The organism is Streptomyces sp. NPDC104106 (assembly GCF_055584345.1).
Window position 1 is genome coordinate 15,125 of sequence record NZ_JBVJMF010000031.1, and the last position, 25,744, is coordinate 40,868.

At 69.0% G+C, this 25,744-nt stretch carries 30 protein-coding genes and 3 pseudogenes; 18 read left to right on the top strand and 15 right to left on the bottom strand.

The window, feature by feature from the left end:
* The first annotated feature begins 3 nt into the window (after positions 1-3).
* On the top strand, positions 4-288 hold the full coding sequence (locus ACZ60X_RS41205; protein ID WP_469610497.1) for a hypothetical protein: 285 nt from the start codon (positions 4-6) through the stop codon (positions 286-288).
* 16 nt (positions 289-304) lie between these two features.
* Here the strand turns inward: ACZ60X_RS41205 and ACZ60X_RS41210 are convergent, their stop codons facing one another.
* The 6 genes from ACZ60X_RS41210 to ACZ60X_RS41235 all read right to left on the bottom strand — a co-directional run bounded on the left by ACZ60X_RS41210 (position 305) and on the right by ACZ60X_RS41235 (position 4,836).
* Positions 305-568, bottom strand: coding sequence for a transposase (locus tag ACZ60X_RS41210; RefSeq protein ID WP_469610500.1), 264 nt, complete (start codon positions 566-568; stop codon positions 305-307).
* Positions 569-670: 102 nt separating this feature from the next.
* Positions 671-850 carry a hypothetical protein gene (locus ACZ60X_RS41215; protein ID WP_469610502.1) on the bottom strand — a complete coding sequence of 60 codons (180 nt, stop codon included), beginning with the start codon at positions 848-850 and terminating at the stop codon, positions 671-673.
* A gap of 37 nt (positions 851-887) precedes the next feature.
* The gene (locus tag ACZ60X_RS41220) at positions 888-1,700 is read right to left on the bottom strand and encodes a S8/S53 family peptidase (RefSeq protein WP_469610505.1); all 813 of its coding nucleotides are present in this window, start codon (positions 1,698-1,700) and stop codon (positions 888-890) included.
* A gap of 907 nt (positions 1,701-2,607) precedes the next feature.
* Positions 2,608-2,862 (bottom strand): hypothetical protein, encoded by a 255-nt coding sequence (locus tag ACZ60X_RS41225; protein ID WP_469610508.1) that lies wholly within the window; start codon positions 2,860-2,862, stop codon positions 2,608-2,610.
* Positions 2,863-2,895: 33 nt separating this feature from the next.
* Complete coding sequence (locus ACZ60X_RS41230; protein WP_469610511.1) at positions 2,896-3,993, bottom strand: hypothetical protein; 1,098 nt, start codon at positions 3,991-3,993, stop codon at positions 2,896-2,898.
* Positions 3,994-4,554: 561 nt separating this feature from the next.
* Positions 4,555-4,836, bottom strand: a complete 282-nt coding sequence (locus ACZ60X_RS41235) for a histidine phosphatase family protein (RefSeq protein WP_469610514.1) — start codon at positions 4,834-4,836, stop codon at positions 4,555-4,557.
* A gap of 708 nt (positions 4,837-5,544) precedes the next feature.
* Here ACZ60X_RS41235 and ACZ60X_RS41240 point away from each other — a divergent pair.
* Positions 5,545-6,123 (top strand): hemerythrin domain-containing protein, encoded by a 579-nt coding sequence (locus tag ACZ60X_RS41240; protein ID WP_469610517.1) that lies wholly within the window; start codon positions 5,545-5,547, stop codon positions 6,121-6,123.
* Between the two features lie 267 nt (positions 6,124-6,390).
* Positions 6,391-7,185: a PP2C family protein-serine/threonine phosphatase gene (locus ACZ60X_RS41245; RefSeq protein WP_469610520.1), complete on the top strand. Its 795-nt coding sequence runs from the start codon at positions 6,391-6,393 to the stop codon at positions 7,183-7,185.
* Positions 7,186-7,501: 316 nt separating this feature from the next.
* Here the strand turns inward: ACZ60X_RS41245 and ACZ60X_RS41250 are convergent, their stop codons facing one another.
* Positions 7,502-7,708 (bottom strand): hypothetical protein, encoded by a 207-nt coding sequence (locus ACZ60X_RS41250; protein WP_469610523.1) that lies wholly within the window; start codon positions 7,706-7,708, stop codon positions 7,502-7,504.
* 155 nt (positions 7,709-7,863) lie between these two features.
* On the opposite strand from ACZ60X_RS41250, the gene ACZ60X_RS41255 reads away from it, so the two are divergent.
* From ACZ60X_RS41255 to ACZ60X_RS41275, 5 genes are all read left to right on the top strand, one after another.
* Entirely contained in the window at positions 7,864-8,928 is a 1,065-nt protein-coding gene (locus tag ACZ60X_RS41255) for a YihY/virulence factor BrkB family protein (RefSeq protein ID WP_469610526.1), read from the top strand.
* Positions 8,929-9,109: 181 nt separating this feature from the next.
* Positions 9,110-9,619 (top strand): phosphatase PAP2 family protein, encoded by a 510-nt coding sequence (locus ACZ60X_RS41260; RefSeq protein WP_469610529.1) that lies wholly within the window; start codon positions 9,110-9,112, stop codon positions 9,617-9,619.
* Positions 9,620-9,824: 205 nt separating this feature from the next.
* Positions 9,825-10,253: a phage holin family protein gene (locus ACZ60X_RS41265; protein WP_469610532.1), complete on the top strand. Its 429-nt coding sequence runs from the start codon at positions 9,825-9,827 to the stop codon at positions 10,251-10,253.
* Positions 10,250-10,732: a DUF3618 domain-containing protein gene (locus tag ACZ60X_RS41270; protein ID WP_469610535.1), complete on the top strand. Its 483-nt coding sequence runs from the start codon at positions 10,250-10,252 to the stop codon at positions 10,730-10,732. The genes ACZ60X_RS41265 and ACZ60X_RS41270 overlap by 4 nt, the downstream gene beginning before the upstream one ends.
* Before the next feature lie 4 nt (positions 10,733-10,736).
* Positions 10,737-11,003, top strand: coding sequence for a DUF4235 domain-containing protein (locus ACZ60X_RS41275; RefSeq protein WP_469610537.1), 267 nt, complete (start codon positions 10,737-10,739; stop codon positions 11,001-11,003).
* Between the two features lie 599 nt (positions 11,004-11,602).
* On the opposite strand, the gene ACZ60X_RS41280 is transcribed toward ACZ60X_RS41275, so the two are convergent.
* Positions 11,603-12,052 carry an SRPBCC family protein gene (locus ACZ60X_RS41280; RefSeq protein WP_469610539.1) on the bottom strand — a complete coding sequence of 150 codons (450 nt, stop codon included), beginning with the start codon at positions 12,050-12,052 and terminating at the stop codon, positions 11,603-11,605.
* 151 nt (positions 12,053-12,203) lie between these two features.
* Here ACZ60X_RS41280 and ACZ60X_RS41285 point away from each other — a divergent pair.
* From ACZ60X_RS41285 to ACZ60X_RS41315, 7 genes and pseudogenes are all read left to right on the top strand, one after another.
* Positions 12,204-13,214, top strand: a pseudogene (locus ACZ60X_RS41285) (MFS transporter); the annotation flags it as partial.
* A gap of 142 nt (positions 13,215-13,356) precedes the next feature.
* A complete protein-coding gene (locus ACZ60X_RS41290) occupies positions 13,357-13,494 on the top strand; it encodes a hypothetical protein (protein ID WP_469610623.1) in 138 nt (45 codons plus the stop codon).
* A gap of 2 nt (positions 13,495-13,496) precedes the next feature.
* A complete protein-coding gene (locus ACZ60X_RS41295; protein WP_469610618.1) occupies positions 13,497-13,808 on the top strand; it encodes a putative quinol monooxygenase in 312 nt (103 codons plus the stop codon).
* A 10-nt stretch (positions 13,809-13,818) separates the two neighbouring features.
* A complete protein-coding gene (locus ACZ60X_RS41300) occupies positions 13,819-14,037 on the top strand; it encodes a hypothetical protein (RefSeq protein WP_469610541.1) in 219 nt (72 codons plus the stop codon).
* Positions 14,038-14,048: 11 nt separating this feature from the next.
* Positions 14,049-14,486 carry an SRPBCC family protein gene (locus ACZ60X_RS41305; protein WP_469610543.1) on the top strand — a complete coding sequence of 146 codons (438 nt, stop codon included), beginning with the start codon at positions 14,049-14,051 and terminating at the stop codon, positions 14,484-14,486.
* A gap of 971 nt (positions 14,487-15,457) precedes the next feature.
* On the top strand, positions 15,458-15,778 hold the full coding sequence (locus tag ACZ60X_RS41310) for a hypothetical protein (protein ID WP_469610544.1): 321 nt from the start codon (positions 15,458-15,460) through the stop codon (positions 15,776-15,778).
* Positions 15,779-15,971: 193 nt separating this feature from the next.
* Positions 15,972-16,343 (top strand): beta/gamma crystallin domain-containing protein, encoded by a 372-nt coding sequence (locus tag ACZ60X_RS41315; RefSeq protein ID WP_469610546.1) that lies wholly within the window; start codon positions 15,972-15,974, stop codon positions 16,341-16,343.
* Positions 16,344-17,179: 836 nt separating this feature from the next.
* Here ACZ60X_RS41315 and ACZ60X_RS41320 read toward each other — a convergent pair.
* The 4 genes and pseudogenes from ACZ60X_RS41320 to ACZ60X_RS41335 form a co-directional block, all read right to left on the bottom strand.
* A complete protein-coding gene (locus ACZ60X_RS41320) occupies positions 17,180-18,295 on the bottom strand; it encodes a MerR family transcriptional regulator (protein ID WP_469610548.1) in 1,116 nt (371 codons plus the stop codon).
* Positions 18,296-18,402: 107 nt separating this feature from the next.
* Positions 18,403-19,345: pseudogene (locus tag ACZ60X_RS41325) on the bottom strand (IS5 family transposase).
* A 525-nt stretch (positions 19,346-19,870) separates the two neighbouring features.
* Entirely contained in the window at positions 19,871-20,326 is a 456-nt protein-coding gene (locus ACZ60X_RS41330) for an NmrA family NAD(P)-binding protein (protein ID WP_469610619.1), read from the bottom strand.
* A 75-nt stretch (positions 20,327-20,401) separates the two neighbouring features.
* A pseudogene (locus tag ACZ60X_RS41335) lies at positions 20,402-20,635 on the bottom strand (IS982 family transposase); the annotation flags it as partial.
* A 134-nt stretch (positions 20,636-20,769) separates the two neighbouring features.
* Between ACZ60X_RS41335 and ACZ60X_RS41340 the strand changes: the two are divergent.
* A complete protein-coding gene (locus ACZ60X_RS41340) occupies positions 20,770-21,489 on the top strand; it encodes an alpha/beta fold hydrolase (protein ID WP_469610550.1) in 720 nt (239 codons plus the stop codon).
* Positions 21,490-21,570: 81 nt separating this feature from the next.
* On the opposite strand, the gene ACZ60X_RS41345 is transcribed toward ACZ60X_RS41340, so the two are convergent.
* The 3 genes from ACZ60X_RS41345 to ACZ60X_RS41355 form a co-directional block, all read right to left on the bottom strand.
* Positions 21,571-21,933 carry a DoxX family protein gene (locus ACZ60X_RS41345; protein ID WP_469610552.1) on the bottom strand — a complete coding sequence of 121 codons (363 nt, stop codon included), beginning with the start codon at positions 21,931-21,933 and terminating at the stop codon, positions 21,571-21,573.
* A 75-nt stretch (positions 21,934-22,008) separates the two neighbouring features.
* The gene (locus ACZ60X_RS41350; protein WP_469610553.1) at positions 22,009-22,494 is read right to left on the bottom strand and encodes a carboxymuconolactone decarboxylase family protein; all 486 of its coding nucleotides are present in this window, start codon (positions 22,492-22,494) and stop codon (positions 22,009-22,011) included.
* An 83-nt stretch (positions 22,495-22,577) separates the two neighbouring features.
* Complete coding sequence (locus tag ACZ60X_RS41355) at positions 22,578-23,060, bottom strand: carboxymuconolactone decarboxylase family protein (protein WP_469610555.1); 483 nt, start codon at positions 23,058-23,060, stop codon at positions 22,578-22,580.
* A gap of 175 nt (positions 23,061-23,235) precedes the next feature.
* Here ACZ60X_RS41355 and ACZ60X_RS41360 point away from each other — a divergent pair, with 175 nt between their 5' ends.
* Entirely contained in the window at positions 23,236-24,174 is a 939-nt protein-coding gene (locus ACZ60X_RS41360; RefSeq protein WP_469610557.1) for an RNA polymerase sigma-70 factor, read from the top strand.
* Positions 24,175-24,248: 74 nt separating this feature from the next.
* Positions 24,249-25,724 carry a rifampin monooxygenase gene (gene rox, locus ACZ60X_RS41365; RefSeq protein WP_469610558.1) on the top strand — a complete coding sequence of 492 codons (1,476 nt, stop codon included), beginning with the start codon at positions 24,249-24,251 and terminating at the stop codon, positions 25,722-25,724.
* The last annotated feature ends 20 nt before the right edge of the window (positions 25,725-25,744 follow it).

The window sequence follows — 25,744 nt, forward strand, 5'->3', positions numbered from 1 at the left end:
ACCGTGATCGACGAGAAGTACCGGACCGTCGCGCCGGTCGAGGACTGGCTGGAGGCTCATCGGCAGCTGTGGTCACCGAACACGGTCCGCGGATATGCGACCTCGCTGGCCCAGTGGTGGACGTTCCTGGAACAGCGTGACGAGACCGGAAGGTGGGGCGATCTCGGCGTCCCGGCGGTCGCCGGGTTCCTGTCCTGGCTGCGCAACGGCCGCACCGTCGAGCACACCCTGGTCGAGCCCGAACAGGTGCCGGAGACCGGGACGGCATACCCGGTGGCCCGCATCTGATCGGCGAACGCCACGATCAGCGGTTTCGGGGGTCGAGCTCCCCGGCGAAGAAAATCGTCGCGGACTTCAGTACCTCGTTGACCTCGCGCAGCCGTCTGTTCTCCGCCCGCAGCCTGCGCAGTTCCTCGCGCTCGTCCGTGCTCACGCCCGCTGCCTGGCCGCTGTCGATCTCGTGCTGGGTGACCCAGCGCCGCACGGACTCCCGGGAGACGCCAAGGGAATCAGCGACCTGGACGTGCAGTGCACGCTCGGAGGAGTACTCCGCACGATGCTCTGTCACCAGCCTCACGGCCTGGCTACGAAGGGCTGCGTCAATCTTCTTGGGCACGTGTCCCATCCTCTCTGACAGCTCACAACGGAGCGGCAGAGAAGTCGGAACGGTTCAGCCAGCGGTAGTAGGCGTGGCGGTCGTGGGGCGGGTCTGCCAGCGGGGGATTGGGGTCAGGGGCCATCCGATGGCGATAGTGGCGCCGTAGGCGGCCATGGAGAGGAAGTAGTTGTCGGTGGTGTGGTTCTCCTGAACCATGATCACGACATGGCTCACCGGACCTGGTTGCGGCATGCTGGGTGTCCTTCGCCGAGACGCGTACACGTTCGATTCATTGACGCACCGATGACGCCCGGGCGCCGTCTCGGTGGGTCCGGCCGAGGGGTCCGGCCACCGGGACGGCGTAGCGCGGCAACGCCGGGGCGGGGGCGATGTGGGTGTTCACGCCGCCCGGTCGCCGAGGCGGAAGCTGGGCGTGCGGGGAGGCCGTCCCTGGCTGGGATCGGCCACCAACGAGGTGGCGCCCGATCATTCGGCGGCGGCGCCGTACCGTCCAAGGGCCCTCGCCCGCATCGGCGAGTGGACAGCGCGAGCCTCGGGCAGACGCCGGGCTGATCGGCGGACCGGCCAGCGCTGCGACGTCCGGTACCACCCGCCCGGCCTTGGCACCCTGGTTCAGGGAGTCCAGCCGGACGTTCTGCTGCCAGCTCGGACGGTCGAAGACGGTGCTGACACCGCCGCCGGTCGCACCGCCCCCACCGGCGCGTTCACCGGGCGCTACCCACCAAGCCTCCTCATCGGCACCATTGATCACCGTACCGCCCACGCTGAGAACGAAGGCACTGGTGGCGGGGTAGTTGATGTGGCAACGCCCGTCATCCTCCTGATCGCCCGAGCCGTCGTCGCCGGAGGAGACGCAGACGGTGATACCCAGCTCTGCCGCTGCGGCCAGCCGTTTGTCGATCTCGGTGATGCCGACGTCCGCCCAGTCGGGGCTGTCCTCGGGCCACCCGTAACTGATCGACAGGGCCACCGGCTTGTCCTGGAGAACCTGGTCGAGCAGATCGATCCAGCCCTTCTGGTCCCAATTGGTGAAGTAGACCGAGATCTGCGCCGCCGACGCGAGACCGGCGACGATCTGCACATCCTGTCCGCGTACAAGTGAACGTGCACCACCTCGTACGGATGAGAGTGCACCGTTCGTGATGCGGTGAGGGGCAAGGGTCGCGAGTCTGCTGCTGTCGGTTCGAGGTGGCAGAGGGGCGGCTGACGGTGGTCTTGGATCCGCATCGCTGGCTGGAGCTTCGGCGGTTTCGCGGTTTGTATGAGTCCGGCGCGATGAGCCTGCGGGAGATCGCGAAGGAAGGTCGGGGATGTGGTCGGCGAGGTTCGTGGGCTGACACCGAGGAGAGTGGCGACCAAGGCGGACCGCGTGGCCACCGCTTGGACGTTTTCCCTGTTCAGGGGAAGTTGGGTGAGCGCGCGTCGGCGGACGTGGTCGGTTCTGGCTCCGCTGCCAGTTTCCTATCCGTCCGCCTCATCCCGAACGCCATCGGCACAGAGTCCCTGCGACTCAGAGAGACGTGCTCATTGCAGACAGAAGATCCATCTGTGCTTCGTGGAACTCGTGTCGTGCCGTGTCCCACTCCGTCGAGGTCAGCGAGCCATCTGGCTTGAGCAGGTCTCGCCAGTGTCGGAGAAGCTGGTATGCCTGGTCTGCCTTCTCCCGTACCCCTGGTGGTGCCAGGAGAGCGTCCTCTGCCTGTCGTGGTCGGTCAACGCGGAGCCGGTCCGCCGTCGCGGGCGGTGTCACCGTCAGCGGATGTGGCCGCCCCGCTGTACGGGGCCTCCCCATCGGATGCGGTGGACGATGTGGCCCCGGCGGACCCTGTTCCCGTGATGTACGGGGCGGGGCCGGCGGAGATGGCATCGGCTGCGGCGAAGCTGGCCACGCCACCGTATCCGCCGGCGCTCTCCGCACTGCCCGGCGCTGAACTGGCGGCGGTGAGGATGTGGTCGGGAATTTCGAGGACAAGTCGCATGGCCTCTCCTCAGGCAAGGACCGCGTAACGCGCCTCGAACTGCATCGCAGCGGCGGTCAGGTTCTTGACGGTGATCCAGTACGTGACGTGGTCCGCGTCGGCGCGCTCGATGGCGACGTCCCAGTCGACTTGCGCGGCGCCCGGACGGGCGCTGTCGGGCACGACCTCCCACAGAACGTGCTGTGGCGCCGACCAGTTGTAGGTGAACCAGCGGCCTGTCTGATTGGGGTTCAGCGTGCCGCGGAACTGTACTCCGGTGATCACGGCGGCCTCCTTGTCGGGGGTGTCGAGGTGGATTCAGGTACGGCCGAGGACGCAGTAGCGTCCTTCGAAGGTGACGCTCTGGCCAGTCAGGTTGGTGACCTTGATCCAGTAGGTCAGGTTGTTTCCGGACGCGCGCTCGATCTCCACGTTCCAGCTGAGCTGAGCGGCTCCCGGCTGAGGGACGACCGGCAGCATCCGCCATTCGACCCGTTCCCATTCAGGCCAGTTGAAGGTGAACCATCGGCCGGATGAGTGCGGGGCGACGGTGCCGGTCCACTGGACGCCCACCCGGGGGTAGGTCCGCGCTGGCCAGGCGGGGACAAGACACTGGCCTGCGGCGTTCGACCAGTACGACTGCACCGTCACCCCGTCGAGCTTGGACGTCGCCGAGCAGACGTCGCCGATCTCGCACCAGCCGCCCTGACTGCACGTTCCCGTCACGCCAAGGAACGCGGTTCCCTCAGGATCAGTCGCGGATTCAACGAGTTCGTGGCTGAGGATCGTGGTAATCCTGTCCAGATTCCCGGAGTTGGTGACCCAGGCGAAGTGAATCCGCTGACCCGATCGCGTGTAGTACGTGTGCTCGCCGCTGAAACTGGTGTTACTCGGGCTCACGCCGGTCGGCATCACCACGCAGTAAAGCGTTTGGTTGTCGATGTCGGGCCCGGGCACCGTGCCCGCGGTGATCTGACCGTCGAGGAAGGTGCTGACCTGGGCGTCGGTGAAGTTGTTCGGCGGGTTGGACGATGCGATCACTGTGGAGCCGCGGACGAAACCACGCCCTATGCCGCGGTACTGGGCGAGCCCGGCCATGTAGGGGCCGGCCATTATGGTCTGGCAGGCGGCAGTGATCTGGGCGGAGGTCGGCGTCGGTGCGGGGGTGGACGTCCAGGCACTTCCCCAATAGATGAGGAAAAGTTGCGTAACCTGCAGAACTTTTCCCCCGTTGTCCACGAATTTGTCCGCGCCGCCACCTTCCGTTGGCACGTCAAGGAACGTCGGTTCGAGCGTGCGAACCGATTCGAGGATTGAGCGGTCGACAACACCGCCTTCCAGGGCGGTCGTGACGCTGGGCCTCGTGGCGGTCTCTTGATCCGGCCGCGGAGGTGCTCCCGAAACATTTGTTGCCATGGTTTTCCTCCCTAGTCGGGTTGCAAGGCGCCAATGGGAGTCGGCTCGTCCTCGTTATGGCGACCGGCCGGCCACGCCGGATTCATGGAGGCTTCGGCGCAGGGCCGTCAAGGCATGACAAGACTGTCAAGGCAAACCGTTGAGGCAATCCGGCGGGCGGTAGAGCCCAGTGGAGAACAAGGCGTTGTCCACGGCGCGGCACGGCCGGTATGCACCAGTCTTCACCCGACAGCGGTGATCTGCAAGGCGAGCCGCAGCGCGTGAAGCGAGAACAACAACCTTGTCCTCGCCCTCACTTCGGAGATCACGCGGCTGAAGAGGCACTCCGCGAAACCGACAAGGCTCTGCGGGACGCCCTCGCTCAGGCCCACGGCGAGAACCTCGAACTGCGACGCGAGTTGGCTCGCTGCGGCGGCGGCAGCACAGTCGTCCCCGCCGGCAGCACGGTGATCGGGCCCTGCTGAAAGGAGGGCCGAGCACTACCGAGCCTTCGTCGGCATCGCCGCGGCACTCATTACTTCCGGCGCCTCTCGTGACACCTCGCGACGCGGCGGGTTTGCGCTACGGGACGTTCCAGGCGGAGATAAAGGGCTGCCCGTCCTCGGTGGCCAGGAAGCTGAGAGTGCCTGGATGCGGGTGGCCGAGTAGCCGGCTCACGGAGGCGTCGAGGCCGAGCCAGCGCACGGTGAGTGCGCGGGCCAGGTGGCCGTGCGCCACGACGGCGACGTCGCCGTCGCTCAGCAGCGGCCGGATGCGGTCCAGCACAGCGTCCGTGCACGCGGCCACCTGGTGGAGCTGCTCGCCGCGGTGGTCGGCGTCGCCGGTAACGACGCCGTCGCGCACACAGGACCCAGCCTGGCCTTGACGCGCGGATCTGCTCGACAGTCAGGCCTTCGTAGCCGCCGTAATCCCATTCCAGCAGGTCCGGATCATCACGGTGACCAGGGGGCCAACCAGGCACCCCCACACCGGATCGTGCTGATCACTCACAGGACAAGACCATCCCACTGCTTGCTGATCTCCGAGTGACTGCGCTGTGGTGGTGCGCCCGCCGGGGCGGAAGGCGGCCGGGTCGGTGTCATCAGCGCGGCTCGCTGGTGCTGTCCAGCACGGCGAGACCGACCGGTGACCGGGTGAACAAGCGTTGACCATCACCGTCCCGGCATCGCAGCCAGCGCCGGCACCACCGCGGTCTGTCATCGACGTCACCTCAACCGCCGTCCGACGGCGGAGATACATCTCGGTCGTCCAGCTCTCTCGGTCTCCGGTCTGCCGCGCCACCCAGGAAACGGCGACCCCGCGAGCTGCGGGTGGCGGCGGTCGAGTCGAGCGGTGGTCGGGCGGTGGATAGGCGGCATGGCGCGTGAGCTCGGGCTGCTCGGGGGAGCCTGCCGGTCTTCGTCACTTTTCCGCTCTGCACATTCATTCACCACATGAGCATGAGTCCCGGTCGCGGGTCCGCGAGCTGGGTGGCAGGGTCAGGTTTGTGATCTGTGACGGATGGTAGGGGTAGCCGCACTGTTCGTCACCGAGCTTGGGAAAGGAGTGGCCGTGACCGAGCAGGCACAGTATGGGTCCACCGACGACGTGGTGACGCTGCTGAAAGAGCAGCATGTGCGGATTCGCCGGCTCTTCGAGCGGGTGCTGACGGCGAGCGGAGACGAGCAACGGGAAGCGTTCCGGGACCTGGTGCGGATGCTGGCCGTGCACGAGACTGCTGAAGAGGAGGTCGTGCACCCCTACGCCCGTCGGGCGCTGGGGGAAGCCGGGGATCGGGTGGTGGACGAGCGGCTGCAGGAAGAGCGTCAGGCGAAAGAGATGCTCAGCCGTCTGGACGATATGGATCTCCCGGACCCGGAATTCCTTCCTTTGCTCCGCTCACTCCAGGAGTCGGTGCTCGAGCACGCGGAGGCGGAAGAGCGGATGGAGTTCGAGCAGCTGCGCGCGAATGTCTCGCCCGACCAGCTGTCGAACATGGCCAAGGCGGTCAAGGCGGCCGAGGCAATGGCACCGACTCATCCACACCCGGGCACCGAGTCCATGGCAAAGAACGTCGTGCTCGGGCCCATGGCGGCGGTGATGGACCGCACCAGGGACGCTGTCCGCAAGGCCATGGGCAAGGACGGTTGACGCACTGTCGCACGCCCCTCCTTCATCGAAGACGCGCACGCGCCTGGACGGCATCCCGCGCCCGCAGCGAGCCCCAATTGGCCGCGGCGCTGCCGTGCTGGCCAGTGCACGTGGCGGTGCGGTGGACGGCTCCGATCGCACGCATGCGCACTTGGGCGGGAGGGAGGTCAGGCACCGCTGGCTTTGTTTGGATGCCGGCCGTTGACCAGGTGAACCACGCGCTGCGCCACCGACACCGCGTAGCGGTTGCTGATCACCCTGGCGCCCTTGCGAGCCCCCTGCAACGCGCCCTGCTGCCTTGCTGCCCGCTACAACCCGGCCCGCAGCGAGGCGGCGGAGATCGGCGGCGACTGGTACGACAGCTTCACCCTGCCCACCGGGGTCACCACCTTGATCATCGGTGACGTCACCGGCCACGACGTACGTGCCGCAGTCGCCATGAGCCAGGTCCGCAACATGCTGCGCGGCATCGCCTGCGACCGTCAGGAACCGCCCAACGTCATCTTGCGCCGTCTGGATTTGTCCCAGCACACGCTGCTCGCCACCACCGCCACCTGCATCTACAGCATCATCCGCGGCCCTGAGGGCGGCCTGTGGGAACTGCACTACTCCAAAGCCGGCCACCTCCCGCCGCTGCTGGTCACCCACGAGGGCGACACCCGGTACCTGAACGACAGCCACGATCTGCCCCTGGGCGTCGATCCCCACCGCCCCCGCAGCCAGGCCACCGTCGCGCTCCCGGCCCGCTCCACCGTCCTGCTGTATACCGACGGGCTGATCGACCGCCGCGGCGAGAGCCTGGACGCCGGCCTGCCCCGGCTGCGCCAGCACGCCGCCGCCCTCGCCCGCGAACCCCTGCCGGTGCTGTGCGACGAACTCCTCGCCAGCCTCCTCGCCGAGCGCTCCCCCGACGACGTCGCCCTGCTGGCCCTGCGGCTTCCTCCGGCCGGTGCTCGAGGGCGCCCCGTCCCTCGTCCAGCGTCAGATCTCCCCGCGCACTCCCCAACGCGGCCCAGCGCGATGGCCCTCTTGCATGACGCCGGCCAGGGACCCCGGGAGTGAGCGACTGGTAAGCGAGCCGGCATGTTAAGGGGCACGGGACAGTGGCGGCGCTATCTGCTCATGACGTCATCCTGGGCCGGATGTAGGGGGCGATCCGCCTGGAGGGGGAAGACCGTTTGGACCACTGACAGCGGCAGGACGCCTTCCCAGCCGAGCAGCCGCATCCCGGCCCGGCCGTCCGCACGGATGTGCAATCCGGCAATGGTCGTCTGCGCCCATCCTTGGGCATCGTCACGTGCCGTGTCCCAGGAGCGCCCCGGATCAGGATGGACGCTGCGGCCCGCCCCCGCGGCGCCCGCATCTGTCTGCGTCGCGTTCATGCGGCGTGTGGGTGCTGCTCGGACTGTGCTGCTGTCGAGGGGGAGGCGGCGTTGCTCGCTTCGCCGGGGATGAGCTTCAGGTGGCGGCGTTCTCGCGCGTGTTGCGGGCTGGAGGAGGGGATGGGCAGCCAGTCCTCGAATCGGTCCATCACCAGCAACAGCAGTCCCAGCGCCGGTAGGAGCAGTACCGCTATGACGACCACAGCGTCGCGTCCCTTCTTCGATGGCGATAGCACCTCGGGTGCCCGCCTCGCAGGAGGCGGGCACCGCGGCGTTGTGAGGGTGAGGTGAAGATTGCTGCTGGAGGGCGGCGCCCGGCGGGGCTTTGAGTCTGCGCGGCGCGGATACCCGCGCTTGTATGGCGAAGCTGCATCTTTCAGGGCGAAAGGACGATCACAATGGTGCTCGGGCTCGGGCTTCCCGGGTGCCGTCGCCGCGGGAGGCTGGGCCGGATCAGCAGGTGGAGCAGGCGGCGCCGGGTGCGCCGACGAAGCTGCCGAAGCGGGCCTGGGGTGCGGTGCTGAAGGGGAGTCTGAAGGAGTTCCAAGATGACGAACTGGCCGACCGGGCGGCGGCGCTGACCTACTACGGGGTGCTGTCGCTGTTCCCGGCCCTGCTGGTGTTGGTCTCTTTGTTGGGGATCACCGGGAAATCGGCCACCGACAGGGTGCTGGCCAACCTCAAGCAACTGGCACCCGGTTCCGCGCGGGACATCATCACCCGGGCGGTGGAGCAGTTGCAGGGCAGCACGGGCACCGGATCGCTGATGGCGCTGGTGGGCATCGTGCTGGCGGTGTGGTCGGCATCCGGGTACGTGGCCGCCTTCATCCGCGCCGCCAACGCCGTCTACGACATGCCCGAAGGCCGCCCGGTATGGAAGATCCTGTCGGTGCGCCTGGGCGTCACGATCGGGCTGATGGTGCTCGCGGTGGCCAGTGCGCTGATCGTCGTCTTCACCGGCAGCCTGGCAAGCAAGGCCGGGCAGACGCTGGGCCTTGGGGACACGGCGGTGACGGTGTGGGGCATCGCCAAGTGGCCAGTGCTGGTCGTCCTGGTCACTTTGATGATCGCGATCCTGTACTGGGCGAGCCCGAACGCGAAGGTGAAGGGCTTCCGCTGGGTGACACCGGGCAGCTTCCTCGCGCTGCTGATCTGGATGATCGCCTCCGCCGGATTCGCGTTCTACGTCGCCAACTTCGCCTCCTACAACAAGACCTACGGCACCATGGCCGGAGTCATCGTCTTCCTCGTCTGGCTGTGGATCACCAACCTCGCCGTCCTGCTCGGGTTGGAGTTCGACGCCGAGGCCGTGCGCCAGCGCGCCGTCGCAGGCGGGCACCCGCCCGAGGCCGAGCCCTACACCCAGCCCCGCGACACCCAGAAGTGGGACGAGGACGACGTGCGCCGACTGGACGACGTCTGACCGCCAGGGCCTGCAGGCACGGCAACCACAGGATCATCCTGCGCGGTCGGGCGCGATGCCGCCTGCGGCCGCCACCTGCCAGGTCTCCCCGTCTGAAAATAGCAGGGGCATGATGGGGTGATCTTCGGGATACTTGCAGGTCATGAGGCTGTTGGCGGGCTTGCGTGAGGCGGATCGGCGTGTGACCCAGAGGCTTGCCGCCTGCACGGCGCCGGGCGTGCACGGGACGCTGTCGGTGGTGGAGGAGTGCGCGGAGAGCACGAAGCTGTGGTGCGGGGCGGCGGCGGTGATGGCCTGGGCCGGCGGCTGGCGCGGGCGGCGCGCGGCGGCGGCCGGCCTTGCGGCGCTGACGGTCGCGCAGCTGATTTCCGACGGGCTGTGCAAGCAGCTGGCCGACCGGCCCCGGCCGCCCAAGGAGTGGATCCCGCATGACGAGGTCGAGGACCGCCCCGCCTCCTCGTCGTTCCCCTCCGGGCAAACCGCAGCGGCTATAGCGTTCACCGCGGCCGCCTGGCCCACATGGCCCGTGGCGGGCATGGCGTGCGCGGTCCCGGCCGCCACGGTGGCGATCGAGCGTGTGCAGAGCGGCGCGCACTACCCCAGCGACGTCGCCGCCGGCGCCGTGATCGGCCTCGTGGCCGCCTGGCTCGTCCGCCACAGCCCCCTGCTGGCGCTGCGGCGGCTGTCGTGAGCGCTCTGGGCCTCTTCGCTGAGTTGGCGAGACCCTTCGGCGAGTGCGTTCCTGCCGGTCACCACTGGCAGGCACTGTGACGGTGCATGAATGCGAGCCCACATCGTTGTCCTGGACTGGCTTGTTTGGGGTACCCGCGCGGTCACCAGGAGGTGCCGCGGTGCCTTTCTGGGCGGGAGAAGCCAGTACAGGGGAGGTGATCGCCATGTCATCCACGCAGCCGCACCACGGTCCGCGCCAGCAGGTGCCGGCGGCCGAGCCGGTGGGGGAGCTGGTGCAGCGGGCATCGCAGCAGCTGACCGAGCTGGTGCGCGGCGAACTGCGCCTGGCGCAGGTGGAGATGAAAGACAAGGGCAAGCACTACGGCAAGGGCGGTGGACTGTTCGGAGGTGCCGGCGTCGTCGGCTTGCTGATGGCGCAGGCGCTGGTCGCCACCGTGGTCGCCGCGCTGGCGGTGGCGCTGCCGGTGTGGGCGGCGGCGCTGATCGTTACCGCGGCGCTGGGTGTGATCGCCGCCGTGCTGGCCATCAGTGGAAAGACGCAGGTCGACCAGGCTGCCCCGCCTGCGCCTGAGCAGACGGTTCAGAACGTCAAGGCCGACGTGGCCGAGATCAAGGAGAGTGCGCACCGATGACCCAACCGCCTCACGACGAGCCGACCGTGAAGAACACCGAGGAGCTGCGCGGGCAGGTAGAGCAGACCCGCGAGGAGCTCGGCCAGACAGTGGAGGCGCTCGCGGCCAAGACCGACGTCAAGGCCCGCGCCCAGGAGAGGGCCGCCGAGGTCAAGGGCCAGGTCGCCGCCAGGGCCGGGGGGTTGAAGGAGCAGGCCGCGCTGCAGGCGGGGCAGTTGAAGGAGAAGGCGGCCCAGGCCGTTTCCCGGGTGCAGGACAAGGTTCCGGACCCGGTCAAGGACAGGGCCGCCCAAGCGGCGGGGCAGGTTCGTGTGAAGGCGGCCGAGGCCGGCCAGTTGTGGCAGGAGAAGGCGCCCGAGTCGGTGCGGGTCAAGTCCTCCCAGGCGGGCACGGCGGCTCGGGACAACCGTCGTCTGTGGCTGGCAGCCGCCGGTGCGGCCGTAGCCGTCTGGCTGGTGTGCCGGCGCCGGAACGGGTGAGGTCATGAAAGCGTCCAAGCTCGCCTACAAGCCGGTCGGCCTGGCGCTCGGCGCGGTCAGTGGCATGGCCGCCGGAACGCTGTTCAACCGGACGTGGACGATGCTCGGCCACGACGAGGACGCCCCCGGCGCCACCGACGAGGATCGTGGTTGGGGCGAGGTGCTCCTTGCCGCCACGCTGCAGGGCGCGATCTTCGCAGGCGTCAGGGCGGCCGTCGACCGTGCCGGTGCGGCGGCCGTTCGCCGCCTGACCGGCACCTGGCCCGGCTGATTCGTTGTAAGAGCCGGGGGCTGGTACGACGCGTGCCGGCCCCGCCGGCACGCCCACGAGAGCGTCCCGAAATGTCTGATCAGAACGCGGCCACCACGCTGACAGCCGCAGCCGTCATCGCCATGACTCTCATCGCCCGGGCAGCAGTCCTGCGCCACGGTCGAGAACGCGCCGCCGGCTCGGCGCGCCCGTTGCGCCGCCGACCCGCGCCCGGCACCGACACGGCGCCGCTCCCGACGTCTTCGCCGGCGGACGACGTTGCGCTCTGCGTTGTTCGAGAGGCAGAACAGCACGTCCAGCGCTGCTGGCAGCACCTGCAAGCACATACCGACCCGCCCCAGTGACTCTCGCGCGCGGCCGAGACCTCCTTCGGCGAGCGACCCGCAGGGCCTATAGGGCAGGTGGTGCGCCTCATCACCGGTGCTGCCATGGGCGTGCTTAGCGCGGTCCGGCCGAGAAGCGTGGCGGCCGCGCCCACGGGTGCGCCGACGCGGTTACGGAGCTCTTCGGCGGGGAAGCCGACGTCACCTACACCTGCACCCGCGAGATAGGTCTCGTTCGGGTCCGTGCTTGAACGCATCGTGCTGCGGTGAGTTCTTTCACCGCCGTTCCTGGCTCCGCTGGGTGAACTTCGCGTCGAGTTGCTCCGCGATCGCCATCCAGCCGTTGCGGTGGTTGGTGACCTGTTCGGCAGGCAGTCGTTCGTGGGTGAGGGTCATGTCGCAGTCGTCTCCGTTCGCAGCGAGTGAGACGGTGACGACCGATTCCACGGCGGGGTCGGCCCAGGCGTCGCAGCTCCAGGTGAACTTCAGCAGCCTGCCGGGTTCGAGGACGAGGTAGCGGCCGGTCACGACCATCGTGGCGGTGCCGTCTTGGATGTCGAAGCGGAATGTGCCGCCCTCGACGGGATCGACGGCGACATGGGTGGGGCGGGCCGGGTGGGGGCACATCCACTCGCGCAGCGCCTCGGGGTCGAGCCATTCGGCGTAGACCTGATCCGGTGTGGCGGGCAGCCGTCGTGTGATCGTGATCTGCGGGGTCACGCTCATGTGTCGTTGCGCTTTCGTTCGAGACGACTGGTCAGGGCGTCCAGTCGCGGCGTCCAGAACGCCGCCTGTTCGGTGATCCATGCCTGCACCTCGTCGAGCGCCCCGGGGGTGAGGTGCAGCCCTGGACGGCCTGGACGTCTCACTCGCCGGTGTGACGCTGCCGTCCATCCAGCGCGACCTCGCCTTGAACGCCTCCCAGCTGCAGTGGATCGGGTCGGCCTACGTGCTCGGCTACGGCGGGCTGCTCCTGCTCGGCGGCCGGGCCGCCGACCTGCTGGGACGTCGCCGGGTGCTGCTCGTGGGACTCGCCGTCTTCGGGGCCGTCTCCCTGCTGAGCGGACTGACCAGCACGGCAGCAGTCCTGATCGCGGCCCGCTTCGCCAAGGGCGCCGCGGCCGCGTTCACGGCCCCCGCTGGCCTGTCGATCATCACCACGTCGTTTCCGGCAGGGCCCGCCCGCAACCGCGCCATGGCGATCTACGCCGCGGTCGGTGCCACCGGATTCTCCTCCGGGCTGATCATCGGCGGCCTGCTCACCGAGGCGAGCTGGCGGTGGGCGTTCACCATCGCCGCGCCCGTCGCGGCCGTCCTGCTCGTGATCGGGCGGCGCGCCGTGCCCAGGGACGTCCCTGCGGCAGCGGCAGCGCGGCGGCTGGACGTCGGCGGGGCGATCACGCTGACGGCGGCGATGCTCGCGGTGGTGTGGTCGATCGTGCAAGCACCGTCCCGCGGCTGGCTCTCCGGCACGACGCTCACCGGTTTCGCGCTGGCCCTGGTGGCGGCCTCGGCGTTCGTCGTGATCGAACGCCGCCACCCGCAGCCCCTGGTCCGGCCGGGTCTTTGACGCACCGCCCCGCTCGTGCAAGCGACGACAGGCGCCTTCATGCTCTTCGGCGCGTACGTCGCCTACCAGTTCACGCTCACGCTGTACCTGCAGACGACCCACCTGTGGTCACCGCTGCGCACGGCGCTGGCGTATCTGCCGCTCGGCCTGGGCATCGCCTTCAGCGCCGGCCGTGCGGCCGCACTCCTGCGGCGGATCGGCACCCAGCAGATGATCGCGGCCGGTTTCGCGGTCATGACCATCGGCTATCTCACCGTGCGGCACCTGGCGAGCACCCCGCACTACACGACAACGCTGCTGCCGGCCATGATCCTCATCGGCGTCGGCATCGGGATCTGCTTCCCGGCGCTCAACCTTCAGGCCACGCACAGTCTGCGAACACGAACAGGGTGTCGGTGCCGCCATCCTGCAGAGCTCGCTGCAGCTCGGAGGGGCCGTCATCGTCTCCGTCGCCGCCGCTGTGATCGGGACGGTCTCCCCTGCCGGCGCGCTCACCGGCTACCGCAACGCGCTCGACCTCGTGACCGGCACCGCCGTCCTCGGCCTCGTGCTGGCAACCCTCTTCGCCATCACCACCAACCGCAAGGAGAAGAAGTAGCCATGCCCGTCTACCAGACCGCTCACTACACGATCCGCCCGGAAGGCGTCGAACCCGTCAAGGCGGCGATCGCCGAGTTCGTCGAGTACCTGACCAAGAACGAACCCGGCACGCGGATGTACACCGCCTGGCAGCAGGTCGACGACCCGACGAAGTTCGTCCACCTGTTCATCTTCGAGAACGAGGCCGCCCACCGGGCCCACGGCGAGTCCGAGGCCGTGCGCCGATTCGAGTCCGCCTACCGCCCCTACCTCGCAGAGGGCCCCGTCGACTTCACCGACTACCTCGAAATCGCCGGCAAACAGCCCCGCTGACGCGAGGAGCATGTCCACCTGGCGGACCTTGGCGCAGGTCGGGCCGGACGAGGCGGAGGGCATCGCCCGCACCGAGGACCAGGAGGACGTCGCCGACGTTCTCCGCCAGCTGGAGGCCGGTGGGGGGCACCCCGCACCGGCCGGCGCGCACGCGCACCGCGCCACGCGCGCATCGGGTGCGCGCTGTACACGCTCGATTTATCAACTGCCAAAACAACGTCTCCTATGAGGAAGGGCGCCATGAACGCTCCGATCACCCTGGCCGTCGACATAGACGCCGACGCCTCGCGCATCTTCGAAATCCTGTCCACCACCGGCGGTCAGCGTGCCTTCTGGACCGATGACTGCGACGTCACCGGCGAACGCGCGCGCTTCGGCTTTCCTGAGGCCCCCGTTGACCTCGAGGTCGATGTGACGACCGAACCCGACAAGCTCGTCAGGATGCGGGTGACCAGGGGCTGGCCGGGCTGGACACGCTCGACATGGGAGTGGGAACTGGGCCCCGCGACCCGCTCGGACTCCGGGACCGGAGTGCTCTTCCGTCACTACGGCTTCGGGGAGGGCTACCAGGAGACCGACCTCGGACACACCAGCCACACCTGGGCGCAGATCCTCGACCGCTTGGCGGCGTACGCCGCAGGAGGCCCGGCCCAGCCGCTCTTCCACGCCCGCCCCTGAGGACTCCAGACGGGCCGCCGTTCGACGTGGTACCGAGCGGTGAAAGCAGCCGCGTCCCGCCGCCTCCAGCTCGCTGCCTGCATCGGGCCGGGCGACAACGCTGAGCCGGTCATGACGATCACGCAGCTGGGCGAGGACTGACCCGGCCGGACGCGGGGCCCGTGTGGTGAGCGGACAGTGCGGCTCGAGGCCCCGGGGCGCTTCATTGCGCCCACGGCCGAGCTTCGGCCGGCGGCCGGGGCACTTTGGCTGCGTGGTCGGGCTGCACTCGCCCGGCTCCCGTCAGGGGCCCGGCCTACACCACCCATCCGTAGCCCCCGGCAGGGGGCGCGCCATTGCCGGCCGACGGCCGGCCCCACGTTGGGGAGGGGGCCGCCGTGCGGCGCCGGTAGGAGGTGGCGGGTCGCCGCACTGCGGTGCCCGGCGGGTTGCTGCGCCCCACTCTCGTCGGGGCCGGTCGGCCTTGGGTCGGCTCCTGACGTCCCGGGTCCTGGCAGGGGCCCGGTCCCGGGCCTGTGCGAAGCCCGGAACAGGGCTTCCCTCAGTCGCCGACGGTCGGCCCTGCGGCGGTGGCTGAAGCGCGCACGTCGGCCGTAGACCCCGGCCCGCCGAGACCCTCTGCAGCGGAGACCGGAACTGGAGAGCAAGCCCAGATTGGGGCCGGGAGAAAGGGTCCACGCCGGGATGCGCCGGACGGGATACTTCGGGAATGTCGCAGATAGACCTCGAGGGCGCCCGGTCGGTGCTGCGCGCCCAGACGCCCACCGCGCTGCTGGGGTTGTGGGAGGGCCAGTGGCTGGATGCCAAGGGCGCCCCGTACGAACTGCGCGACCCGGCCAAGGTGATAGAACTCGCCAAGGACGTCACTGCGTTCGCCAACGGAGGCGGTGGGCTCCTCGTTCTCGGGATCACCACGCGACTGGAGCACGGCGAGGAGGTGCTCGACCGGATTGCTTCCGTGGACCGGGTCGGTGGTCGACCTCGATCAGGTGCGCAAGGTGATCCGCGAGCGCGTCACCCCGGCGCCGCGCGGCGTGGCCGCCGGCTGGTCCGACGACGAACAGTCCCGGGTGGTCTTCATCGATATCCCGCAGCAGGCGCCGGGCACGGTCTTCGTTGTCGCCGCTCCAGCCGCAAGCCGGGCCAGGTCCCGGCCCATACCGTTGCCGTCCCGGTGCGTGACGCCTCCTGGCGCGGAGCGCGGCGTCTTGGTAGACCCAGAACACCGTCACGAGGAGGAGCGCCACGGGAATCAGGACGGTGACGTACGACCCCATCACTCAGGGCTCTAGAACGCGCGGGCACAGGGGTCCGTGTAACGGGCAGGCAACAAACCCCGCGCGCCGTTCCTGGCCGGCACAGCGCTGCGCCAGGATTGAAACGCAAAAGGGCCGACTGCCAAGCCCGACCGGGCAGTTGCCTCACCGGTCGGAAGCAACCCTGGCTCACGCAGCGTGACGCCCACCCTCAAGGAGATATCACATCGTGCCCACCGTCAGGAAGACCGCCCGGAGCCTGTTCGCTGTAGCGTTACTGGCCGTAGGCCTCAGCGTTGCAACTCCGGCGAATGCCGCGCCCGCCATGAATCAGACGCCTTGCACTACTGGCGACTTGTTGCACATATGGGGCCATTATAGTCGTCCGCTCATTATCGGCCCTTCCGGGCCCTTCGAATACTGCGCCGCCAACGCGGGGACCATGGGACTCGGAGCTGGCGCCTGGGTGGACAAGATCTCCACTGGGAACAACGACATCCAGATGAACGACGCCAACGGCGCTACCATCAGGATCAGTCGCTGGAACATCGTGACCTACCCCAACCAGCCGCCGAACATCACATCTATTCAGATCTTCTGAGGTGCTGGCATGTTCAGCGGCGGCGCGCTCGGGATCGTCGCCTGGCGCCGGACCAGCGCGGGGCGCACCCTGTACTGGAACGTCGGCGCGCAACTGCGGCCCGAGGCGCGCGGCCGGGGCATCGGCACCGCCGCGCAGCGCCTCCTCGTCGACTCCCTGTTCGCGCACTCTCCCGTCGTACGGTTCGAAGCGGACACCGAGACTGGCAAGTTCGCCGAGCAACTATCCCTGGAGAAGGCCGGGTTCACCCGCGAAGGCGTGATGCGCGCCGTGGGGTTCCTCGACGGGCAGTGGCGGGACGCGGTGATACGAGGAGACACCGCGCGGCCGGACACGGCTCGGAGTCCGGCCGCGCGTGACCGTCTCCGCCCGGTCCTGTCGCCCGGGCGGGTTCTCGTCGTGCCTCAGGGCCGCACGGCGCATTGCCAGGCGCGCGGATCAAGCCCACCCCTGATCCGCTACAGAGAGCTACTTGTCACTTCGCGGCAGCTTCGGGAGAAACAGGGCACAGACAAGGCCCCACGTCCCACTCGCCCCAGTGGTTCCGTTCGCGGGCGCCGCTCGTCAGCCGCACGACCTGGTCCTTGTAGACCGCGTCGGCTAGGAGCTGTCCGGTCGATCACGTGCGGAGCCAGGTGACCAGCGCGGCCGTGGTGGCCGTGGTAGCGCGCTCCGAGGGTCCCCTGATGCGGCTGATGGGCTGGACCGACTGGTCCATGCTCGACCTGTACGGCGAGGACCTCCAGGTCGAGCGCGTCTTCGAGGCCAAGCGTCGCTGCGGCAATGTCTTGGTTCCGGCGGGTCGGCTCCTTTGCGGCGCTCTCACGCACGATGGTTCAGGCCACGAGCAGGCGCAGGCCCAGCTCTGCCGCGTCGAGGGCGAGGAGGTCCCGGTTGCGTTCGGCCCACCGGCCTGAGGAAAGGTCGTCGCGGAGGCTGTCCACCGCCCGCTGCTCGGCCTGCGGGCCGACTCTGGTCCACACCGATACCGCGCGGCGCACACGTTCGTCCAGGTACGCCTCGGGCTGGCGCCAGTAGGCCTCGAAGAAGCCGTCAGCGCAGTCCCACGGGATGAGCACAGGCTCCGCGCGGCCCCCGATCGCGCGGGTCATGTCGGCCAGTGAAGGCCAGTCGACGAGAAGGTCAGCGAACTCAGGCAGGTAGTCGCGGGTGAGCCAGAACCGCTGAAGCCAGCCCGTCGAACTGGCGTCGTACGTGAACACCACCACGCGGCGGGCCACCCGCCGCATCTCGCGCAGACCGGCGACCGGGTCCGGCCAGTGATGAACGGTGCTGACCGCCATCGCGGCGTCGAAGGACTGGTCAGCGAACGGCAGGCGCTCCGCACTGGCGGCCACGCACGGCGCCGCATCCGCGGGACGCTGCGCCCGCATCACCGCCGACGGTTCCACCGCCGTGACCTCGCGGTCCGGGGGCTCGTAGGAGCCGGTGCCGGCCCCGACGTTCAGTACCGTCCGGGCGTCCCCGAGCGCCTCCCAGATCCTCGCGGCGATCCGCGGCTCGGTGCGCCGCGTCGCAGGGTAAGCGGACCCGATGGATTCGTACAACTGCGCGCCAAACACTTTCAGTTGGTCCTCCGGCGCCGTCCTGATCCCCATTGCTCGTGCCTCCAGTTCCTTGTCGATGGCCGTCACCATGGCGGCAGCGCGGTCGCGCTGTTCCTGCAGCAGGCCGCGCAGGCGGCGCAGGTGCGCGACCGCGTCGGTGGCCGGGTCGTCCACCAGATCTGCGATCTCGCGCAATCCGAAGCCCAGCCGCCTGTAGCCGAGCACCTCCCGCAGCCGCTCTACATCGCCCGCCGAGTAGGCCCGGTATCCGGCCGCGGTCCGCGCGGACGGTCGTACGAGGCCGACCTCGTCGTAGTGATGCAGCGTGCGGACACTCACGCCAGCCAGCTCGGCCACACGTCCCACGGTCAGGTGTTCCTCCATGCCACCGACAGTGCGGTATGACGCCACGTGAGGGTCAAGCGCTTCGCTCCTGGTACCGCGCGTGGCTTCACGGGCCCGCCGACCAGTAGCTTCAGGCTGTCGAGCGGTCATGACCGCAGCCAGACAGCCAGCGACGCTGCGGTCACCGTGCCCAGGTAGACGTAGCCGCGCTTGTCATACCGCGTCGCAACGGCCCGGGAGTTCTTGAGCCTGTTGATGGCCCGTCGACGGTGTTGCGCTTCTTGTACCGCTCCTCGTCGAAACCCGGTGGCCGTCCGCCTCGTGAGCCCTTGCGCAGGCGAGCAGCCTGGCTGTCGCTCTTCTCCGGAATCGTGTGCCGGATGCCCCGACACCGCAGATATTCGCGGCAGGGGCCGTTGCTGTATGCCCTGTCCGCTGCAACGCTGTCGGGCTTCTTACGAGGCCTGCCCGGGCGGAGGCGTGGAACGCGGATCTTCTCCAGCACCGGCACGAACTGGGTGCAGTCTGCGCGCTGGCCTGCGGTGATGAGTAGGGACAGCGGGCGGCAGCGCCCGTCGGCACTCAGGTGGATCTTGCTGGTGAAGCCGCCACGCGAGCGGCCCAGGCCCTCGCCTCCCGCGCCACCTCCACCAGGCGGTCGAACAGGCTCTGCCCCGGCATCTCGTTCTGGTGTTCTGGCGCCGCATCCCCCTTTGAAGCGACCGCCGCGGGCGGCGGGTCGGTCCGGGCGCCGGCCGCGTGCTGATGCGCGCGCACGATGGTGGAGTCGACCGCCACGTCCCAGTCGATCTGGCCCGCCGCGTCGGACGCGGCCTGAACCTGCTGCAGAAGACGTTTCCAGGTACCGTCCGCCGACCACAGCCGGTGGCGCTCGTATACCGTCTTCCACGGTCCGAACCGCTCCGGCAGATCACGCCATTGAACGCCGGCCCATACCCGGTGCAGGATCCCGTCGATCACCTGCCGGTGATCACGCCACCGTCCGCACTGACCATTGCTCACCGGCAGGAACGGCCTCAGCCGTTCCCACTCCGCATCCGACAGATCACCGCGTTCAACCCGCCCCATGCTTCCAACAAACGAGCAGATCAAGCGGCAGTCATATGATCGCCCGGACAGCTCCTAGCTCCGCCACTGGCACCGCTGCCCCGGCTGCCGCGCACGCACCACCCTGCCCCTGCCGCACCTCGCCGCATGGACCGCCCACATAGCCTGCCGATCACTGCGCTCGACCCACCGCGCCCCCCGCGGACGCAAGCCCTGCGGTGTCCTGCGCGTGTCCTGGACGGGCAGTCAGAACGAGCCCCGTTCCTGCCTGCTCACTGTCGCCGTCGACTTCTGTCCCTCCGGTGAGCACCGTGTCCTGGCGCAAGTCCCCTACCGGGAAGCCGCCGAGCGGTTTCCGCGCCTGGCTGGCCGAGACGGCCCCTGCCGTGGCCGCCGCGGCCGGTCCTGACCGCCTGGACGGCCTCCCTGCCCAGTTCCGGTCAGGAAACGCGCCACCGCCACTCCGCCACGATACGGACCGCCCCCTCCCGGAACTCCGGTCGAACTTCCGACCCTTCCCGTCATGCCTCCCAACTTCCCCTGCAGTCACGGTCGCCACGCTGTGAGGGGAGGGACAAACCGACTCGAGGGATCATGAACCGCTGTGTGCTTGGTCTGCCAGCGCGTGATGCCGTGCGAGGCGTCGGCCGCGCCGACGGAGGCGCACACGAAGCTGCGGACGCCGGCCGCGGCGGCGGCGTCGGCGACGTTGCGGCCGTAGCGGAGCTCGTCGTCGATGGTGAAGCCTGGCGGGGTGCCGGGGTAGCCGAGGGTGGGCTGGACGCTGAAGACGCCGTCGACGCCGCGGGTGGCCGCGTGGAGCGAGATGGGGTCGCCCATGTCGCCGCGGACCAGCTCGACGCCGGCGGCGGCGAGCGCCTGCGCGGCGGGGGCGGCGGGGTTACGGACGAGAGCGCGGACACGCTGCCCAGCGGCGAGCAGGCCGCGAGCCGTGGTTCCGCCCTGGGCGCCAGTGGCACCGGTGACGAGAACGCTGATCATGTTCCTCCCTATGGCGGGGTGTCGAGAACCGGAGGTCAGGTGGTGGGCACGGCCGAAGGCGGGGTCGTCGGCAAGGTAGCCGGGCTGCTTCGGCAGGTACGGGAACAGATGCCGCAGGTGGTTTCGGGCATGCCGGAGCCACCGGACCTCGGAGGTGTAGCCGAGCATGGCCTGCATCATCGACAGCGTCACCAATTCGACATCGCTGAGCTGCGGTGTGAGGCCGACCACCGGCCGCCACGGGGCGAGCTGCGGCGAACCCTGCAGCAGGTCGGTCCTGACGTAGAGTGCGGTCGCAAGAAAGTCCATGTCTGGTGTCACCGCCCGACTGTGGACTCCCTCGTCACATGCGCGCAGCCAACCTTTGGGATCGATCCTCTGGATGTCAGAGTTCACAACCTGTCATCAAACATGCACGCTCGCCGCACTGGCAGACTGAACCCATGGCAGGGACTCTGTACGCGCAGACAGTCGGCGATCCCTCGAACCCGGCTCTGATCCTCCTCCACGGCGGTGGCGCGGCGTCCCGCATGGGGAAGAAGCAGTTGTCCGGCCTGTCCGAGCAGTATCACGTCATCGCCCCGGACCTGCCCGGCTTCGGCAGGTCCCCGGGACCGTTCTCCCTCCGTGCGTGCGCCGACGCGGTCGCCGACCTGATCGGCAAGTACCAGCCGGTCCACCTGTGCGGCATGTCATTGGGAGCCCTTGTCGCCGCGCAGGTCGCCGCCGACCACCCCGCGAGTGTCAGCCGCCTGATCCTGCAAGGCGCCTCGATCCGCCCAGCCGAGCGCGGTCGACGTGCCATCCGCTTCTATCGCTCCCGACCCGGCTGGTGGTACATGAAAGCCGTCTCCGATCTCCACGATCGCCCGACCCTCCTGGCCATGGTCAACACAGCGGAGAAGGCCGACATCGCCGATCTCCTTCCTCGTATCGCCGCCCCGACGCTCATCCTGTGCGGCGCGCGCGACAAGGAGTGCCTGCCGGACGCGCAACTCCTGGTCGACGCCATCCCACGTGCGTACCTCGTCGTCGTTCCCCATACCGGACACGGGATGCCGATGACGGCTGCCAAGGTGTTCAACGCGATCGTCGATGGCTTCCTCGCCGACGCGTCCCCCACGAACGGCTCACGTAGCCGCGACGACAGCTCCATGCGGTAGGTGTCTGACCCCACCGCAACGCACCGAGCCAGTCATCGTCGTCCACTGGAAGCAAGCCCAACAGCCCTTGGAATCGATCATCTAGAAGCGTCCCACCGCGATGAAGACTGCGACCGCGAGGTAGATGACGTTGACCGTCACGAGCTTGTACTGGCCGAGGCGGCCGTGAGTGACCATCGCGCCGAGCACCAGGGCGCTCCAGCAAGCGGCGGTCACCGGGACCATGACCGGTGCTATGTCGAGCGCCCTGGGCAGGATCAGGCCGACCGCGGCGAGGAGTTCGAGGGCTACCAGGGCTCTGATGGCGCCTGCACCGAATCCCGTGGTCCATTCGGCGCCGTGGATGGTGGCGAGCTTCGCTTTCGGGATGAAGGACTTCGTGAGGCCGCCGGTGAGCGCGATCAGGGCGAGCAGGCCGGCGGCGATCCAGAGTGAGATGTTCATGACTCCTCCTTCGATGCGGTCGTTGGTGTCGGCCCGGGTGGGTATCCCCGGGCCGGGCGGTGGTCGGTGTGCTGGTCAGTTGGCCATGCCGGCGAACTGGCCGGGCTGGTAGGAGCCTCCGGGGTTGCGCACGATCACGTTGAGCCGGTTGTTGGCGTTGATCATGGCGATCAGTGAGACCAGCGCGGCGATCTGGTCGTCGTCGTAGTGCTCGCGCACCCGGTTCCAGGTCTCGTCCGACACCGCCTTGTGGGCGTCGGCGATCCGGGTGCCCTCCTCGGTGAGCGCCAGCGCCGCGCGTTCGGCGTCGGTGAACACCGTGGACTCGTGCCAGGCGGCGACCAGGTGGAGGCGGTCCGCGGTCTCGCCGGCGGCCGTGGCGTCCTTGGTGTGGTAGTCGACGCAGAAGCCGCAGCCGTTGATCTGGCTGGCGCGCAGCATCACCAGGTTCTGGGTGGTCTGGGGCAGCGGCGAGTCGAGGATCGCGAGGGCGACGTTGTAGATCCGCTTGGCGATCTTGGCACCGAGGTCGTTGGCCAGCAGATCGAATCGGGGTCCCATGGTGTTTGTCCTTGCCTCGTGGGTCTGGGTACCGCGCGGATCCTTCGCGCGGCGTAGTGCGGATCGCGGACACCGGCCGTCGGCTAGCCGAGGCGGCCGGGCTCGTAGTCGCCGCCGCGCTGGCGGACGATGACGCTCATGCGGTTGGTCGCGTTGATCAGGGCGATGAGCATCACCAGGTCGGCCAGCTGGTCCCGGTCGTAGTGCTTGGCGGCGTCGGTCCAGACCTCGTCGTCGACGCCGCCGGCCGCGTCGGCGATGCGGGTGCCCTGCTCGGTCAGCGCCAGCGCCGCGCGTTCGGCGTCGGTGAAGACCGTGGACTCGCGCCAGGCGGCGACCAGGTGGATGCGGGTGGCGCTCTCGCCGGCGGCTGCGGCGTTCTTGGCCCACACGTCGGTGGCGTAGCCGTCGCCGTTGATCTGGCTGGCCCGCAGCAGCACCAGCTTCTGGAGCGCGGCGGGAAGAGTCGAGTCCTGGAGGATCGTCTTGCTCGCGGTGCCGAAGTGAGCGGCGGCCTTGGCCGCTGGCGCGTCGGGGTTGCCGAACAGGCTCAAACGAGTGGTCATGGTGTGCTCCGTGTGCGTCGTCGTTGGCGGAGGTCGAACAGGAGATGCCGGTGGCCCGAGCGGCGTGACACCGACGGTTATGTGACCTACGTCACCGAAATCGAATGTCACGGAGCCGGGGGGACCGGCATCTTGTGTGCGGCAGAGGAAGATCCAGAACGGGTGGGAGCCAGTGATGAGGGAGCGCAGTGACGGGTCCACGCACAGGACCGAACCGGCCGCCGACGGCGACCGCGTTGATCACGCCACCGAGACCTTCGTCGCCCACCGGAACCTGTTGTTCACCGTCGCCTACGAGATGCTCGGCTCGGCGGCTGACGCCGAGGACGTCCTGCAGGAGACCTGGATGCGGTGGATGGATGTCGATCAAGGCGTCGTGCGCGATCCGCGCGCGTATCTGATTAGAGTCACGACCCGTCAGGCGCTGATGCGGCTGCGTTCGCTTCGCCGGCGCAAGGAGACCTACGTCGGCCCCTGGCTGCCCGAACCACTGCTGACCGCGCCCGATGTGGCCGAGGATGTCGAACTGGCCGAGGGTGTCTCGATGGCGATGCTGTTGGTGATGGAGACGCTGACGGCCACCGAGCGCGCGGTGTTCGTGCTGCGGGAGGTGTTCGGCCTGGACTACGACGAGATCGCCGAGGCCGTCGACAAGACGCCGGTCACGGTCCGGCAGATCGCACACCGGGCCCGCAACCATGTCGCCGCGCGGCGCCCGCGCGCATCTGTCTCCCAGGCCGAGAACCGCGCCGCTCTGCTGGCGTTCCGACGCGCGGTCGAAACCGGCGACCTGCAGGGTCTGCTCGACCAACTCGCCCCGGACGTCGTTTTCTTGAGCGATGGCGGCGGAGTCGTCCAGGCCGCGCTGGAGCCCGTCGTCGGCGCCGATCTGGTCGCGGCCCTGTTGGCAGCGGGGCTGGGGAGGATCGCAGGCACCGCAGCGGTGCAGTCGGCGCAGATCAATGGACACCCGGCACTGATCATGCGAATCGGCGGCCAGGTCGAGGGCGTCCTGGCGGTACGGACCGAGGACGGCCTGATCACCGGGCTGTACTTCGTGCGCAACCCCGAGAAGTTGTCACGCCTGGAGCAGGAGACCTCCCTGCGCCGCTGAATCCGTACCCCCAGGGAGCGGTCGGCGGGGAGCCTCGCCGGCCCGAAAATGCATGGTGGTGAATGAGGGATTTGATGATCGACGTGATCGTGGTCGGCGCCGGACCGAGCGGCTTGATGCTGGCCGGCGAGCTCCGGCTGCACGGTGTGCAGGTGCTGGTGCTGGAGAGGGACACGGAGCCGACCAGGCAGGTCCGGGCGCTCGGCCTGCACGTGCGCAGCATCGAGGTGATGGACCAGCGCGGCCTGCTGGGACGGTTTCTCGCACACGGCAAGCTGTACCCGATCGGCGGCATGTTCGCCGGCATCCGAAAGCCGCCACCGCAGCGGCTGGACACCGCGCATCCCCACATCCTCGGCATCCCGCAGACCGTCACCGAGCGCCTGCTGACCGACCACGCCACCAAGCTCGGCGCCGAGATCCGGCGCGGCTGCGAACTGGTCGGGCTGAGCCAAGACGAGCACGGGGTGAGCGCCGAGCTGGCTGACGGCACCCGGCTGCGCTCCCGTTACCTCGTCGGCTGCGACGGCGGCCGCAGCACGGTACGCAAGCTGCTCGACATCGGCTTCCCTGGTGAGCCCGCCCAAACCGAGTGGCTGCTGGGCGAGATGGAGGTGGCCTTCCCGCAGGAGGCGCTCAACGCCGTGGCGGCCGAGTTGGGCACGGCGGGCCTGCGGTTCGGTCCCGTACCCCACGAGGACGGGGTGTTCCGCTTCGTCGCGCGCGCCAAGGAGGTGGCGGAGGACCGCACGATCCCGCCGACTTTCGAGGAGTTCACCGGGCGGCTGCGGGAGGTCGCCGGCACCGACTTCGGGGTGCACTCACCGCGGTTCCTGTCCCGCTTCGGCGACGCAACGCGGCTGGCGGAGCACTACCGGGTCGGCCGGGTGCTGCTGGCCGGCGACGCGGCGCACATCCACCCGCCACTGGGCGGGCAGGGCCTCAACCTCGGCATCCAGGACGCGTTCAACCTCGGCTGGAAGCTGGCCGCCGAGGTGGGCGGCTGGGCTCCGGAAGGGCTGCTCGACAGCTACCACGCCGAGCGGCACCCGGTGGCCGCCGACGTGCTGGACAACACCCGCGCGCAAAGCGAACTACTCTCCCCCGAGCCGGGCCCCCGGGCGGTGCGCGGGCTGCTGTCGGAACTGATGGACTTCGAGGAGGTCAACCGGTACCTGATCGAGAAGGTCACCGCGATCGGGGTCCGCTACGACTTCGGAGAGAGGCATGAACTGCTCGGCCGGCGGCTGCGGGACGTGGAGCTGAAGGGAGGACGTCTCTTCGGGCTGATGCACGGCGGCCGCGGGCTGCTGCTCGACCAGACCGGCCAGCTTTCGGTAGCGGCCTGGGCGGACCGGGTCGACCACGTCGTCGACGTCAGCGGGGAACTGGACGTGCCCGCCGTACTGCTGCGTCCGGACGGCCACGTGGCGTGGGTCGGCGAAGACCAGCAGGATCTGCTCAGCCAGCTGCCGAACTGGTTCGGCGCTCCGTCAGATGAGCACGCAGGCACTCGGGACAGGACGTGTTTCATAGGTGGTCGCTCATGAAACACCCGGCCGCCCTGCGG

Excerpts from the sequence above, each read along its gene's own strand:
- ACZ60X_RS41270 (WP_469610535.1), top strand. The coding sequence starts at position 10,250 with ATGACCCAACCGCCTCACGACGAGCCGACCGTGAAGAACACCGAGGAG.
- ACZ60X_RS41350 (WP_469610553.1), bottom strand. The coding sequence starts at position 22,494 with ATGGGACCCCGATTCGATCTGCTGGCCAACGACCTCGGTGCCAAGATC.
- ACZ60X_RS41265 (WP_469610532.1), top strand. The coding sequence starts at position 9,825 with ATGTCATCCACGCAGCCGCACCACGGTCCGCGCCAGCAGGTGCCGGCG.
- ACZ60X_RS41355 (WP_469610555.1), bottom strand. The coding sequence starts at position 23,060 with ATGACCACTCGTTTGAGCCTGTTCGGCAACCCCGACGCGCCAGCGGCC.
- ACZ60X_RS41305 (WP_469610543.1), top strand. The coding sequence starts at position 14,049 with ATGAACGCTCCGATCACCCTGGCCGTCGACATAGACGCCGACGCCTCG.
- ACZ60X_RS41360 (WP_469610557.1), top strand. The coding sequence starts at position 23,236 with ATGAGGGAGCGCAGTGACGGGTCCACGCACAGGACCGAACCGGCCGCC.
- ACZ60X_RS41330 (WP_469610619.1), bottom strand. The coding sequence starts at position 20,326 with ATGATCAGCGTTCTCGTCACCGGTGCCACTGGCGCCCAGGGCGGAACC.
- ACZ60X_RS41320 (WP_469610548.1), bottom strand. The coding sequence starts at position 18,295 with ATGGAGGAACACCTGACCGTGGGACGTGTGGCCGAGCTGGCTGGCGTG.
- ACZ60X_RS41345 (WP_469610552.1), bottom strand. The coding sequence starts at position 21,933 with ATGAACATCTCACTCTGGATCGCCGCCGGCCTGCTCGCCCTGATCGCG.
- rox (WP_469610558.1), top strand. The coding sequence starts at position 24,249 with ATGATCGACGTGATCGTGGTCGGCGCCGGACCGAGCGGCTTGATGCTG.
- ACZ60X_RS41215 (WP_469610502.1), bottom strand. The coding sequence starts at position 850 with ATGCCGCAACCAGGTCCGGTGAGCCATGTCGTGATCATGGTTCAGGAG.
- ACZ60X_RS41340 (WP_469610550.1), top strand. The coding sequence starts at position 20,770 with ATGGCAGGGACTCTGTACGCGCAGACAGTCGGCGATCCCTCGAACCCG.
- ACZ60X_RS41295 (WP_469610618.1), top strand. The coding sequence starts at position 13,497 with ATGCCCGTCTACCAGACCGCTCACTACACGATCCGCCCGGAAGGCGTC.
- ACZ60X_RS41280 (WP_469610539.1), bottom strand. The coding sequence starts at position 12,052 with ATGAGCGTGACCCCGCAGATCACGATCACACGACGGCTGCCCGCCACA.
- ACZ60X_RS41255 (WP_469610526.1), top strand. The coding sequence starts at position 7,864 with ATGGCGAAGCTGCATCTTTCAGGGCGAAAGGACGATCACAATGGTGCT.
- ACZ60X_RS41230 (WP_469610511.1), bottom strand. The coding sequence starts at position 3,993 with ATGGCAACAAATGTTTCGGGAGCACCTCCGCGGCCGGATCAAGAGACC.
- ACZ60X_RS41300 (WP_469610541.1), top strand. The coding sequence starts at position 13,819 with ATGTCCACCTGGCGGACCTTGGCGCAGGTCGGGCCGGACGAGGCGGAG.
- ACZ60X_RS41275 (WP_469610537.1), top strand. The coding sequence starts at position 10,737 with ATGAAAGCGTCCAAGCTCGCCTACAAGCCGGTCGGCCTGGCGCTCGGC.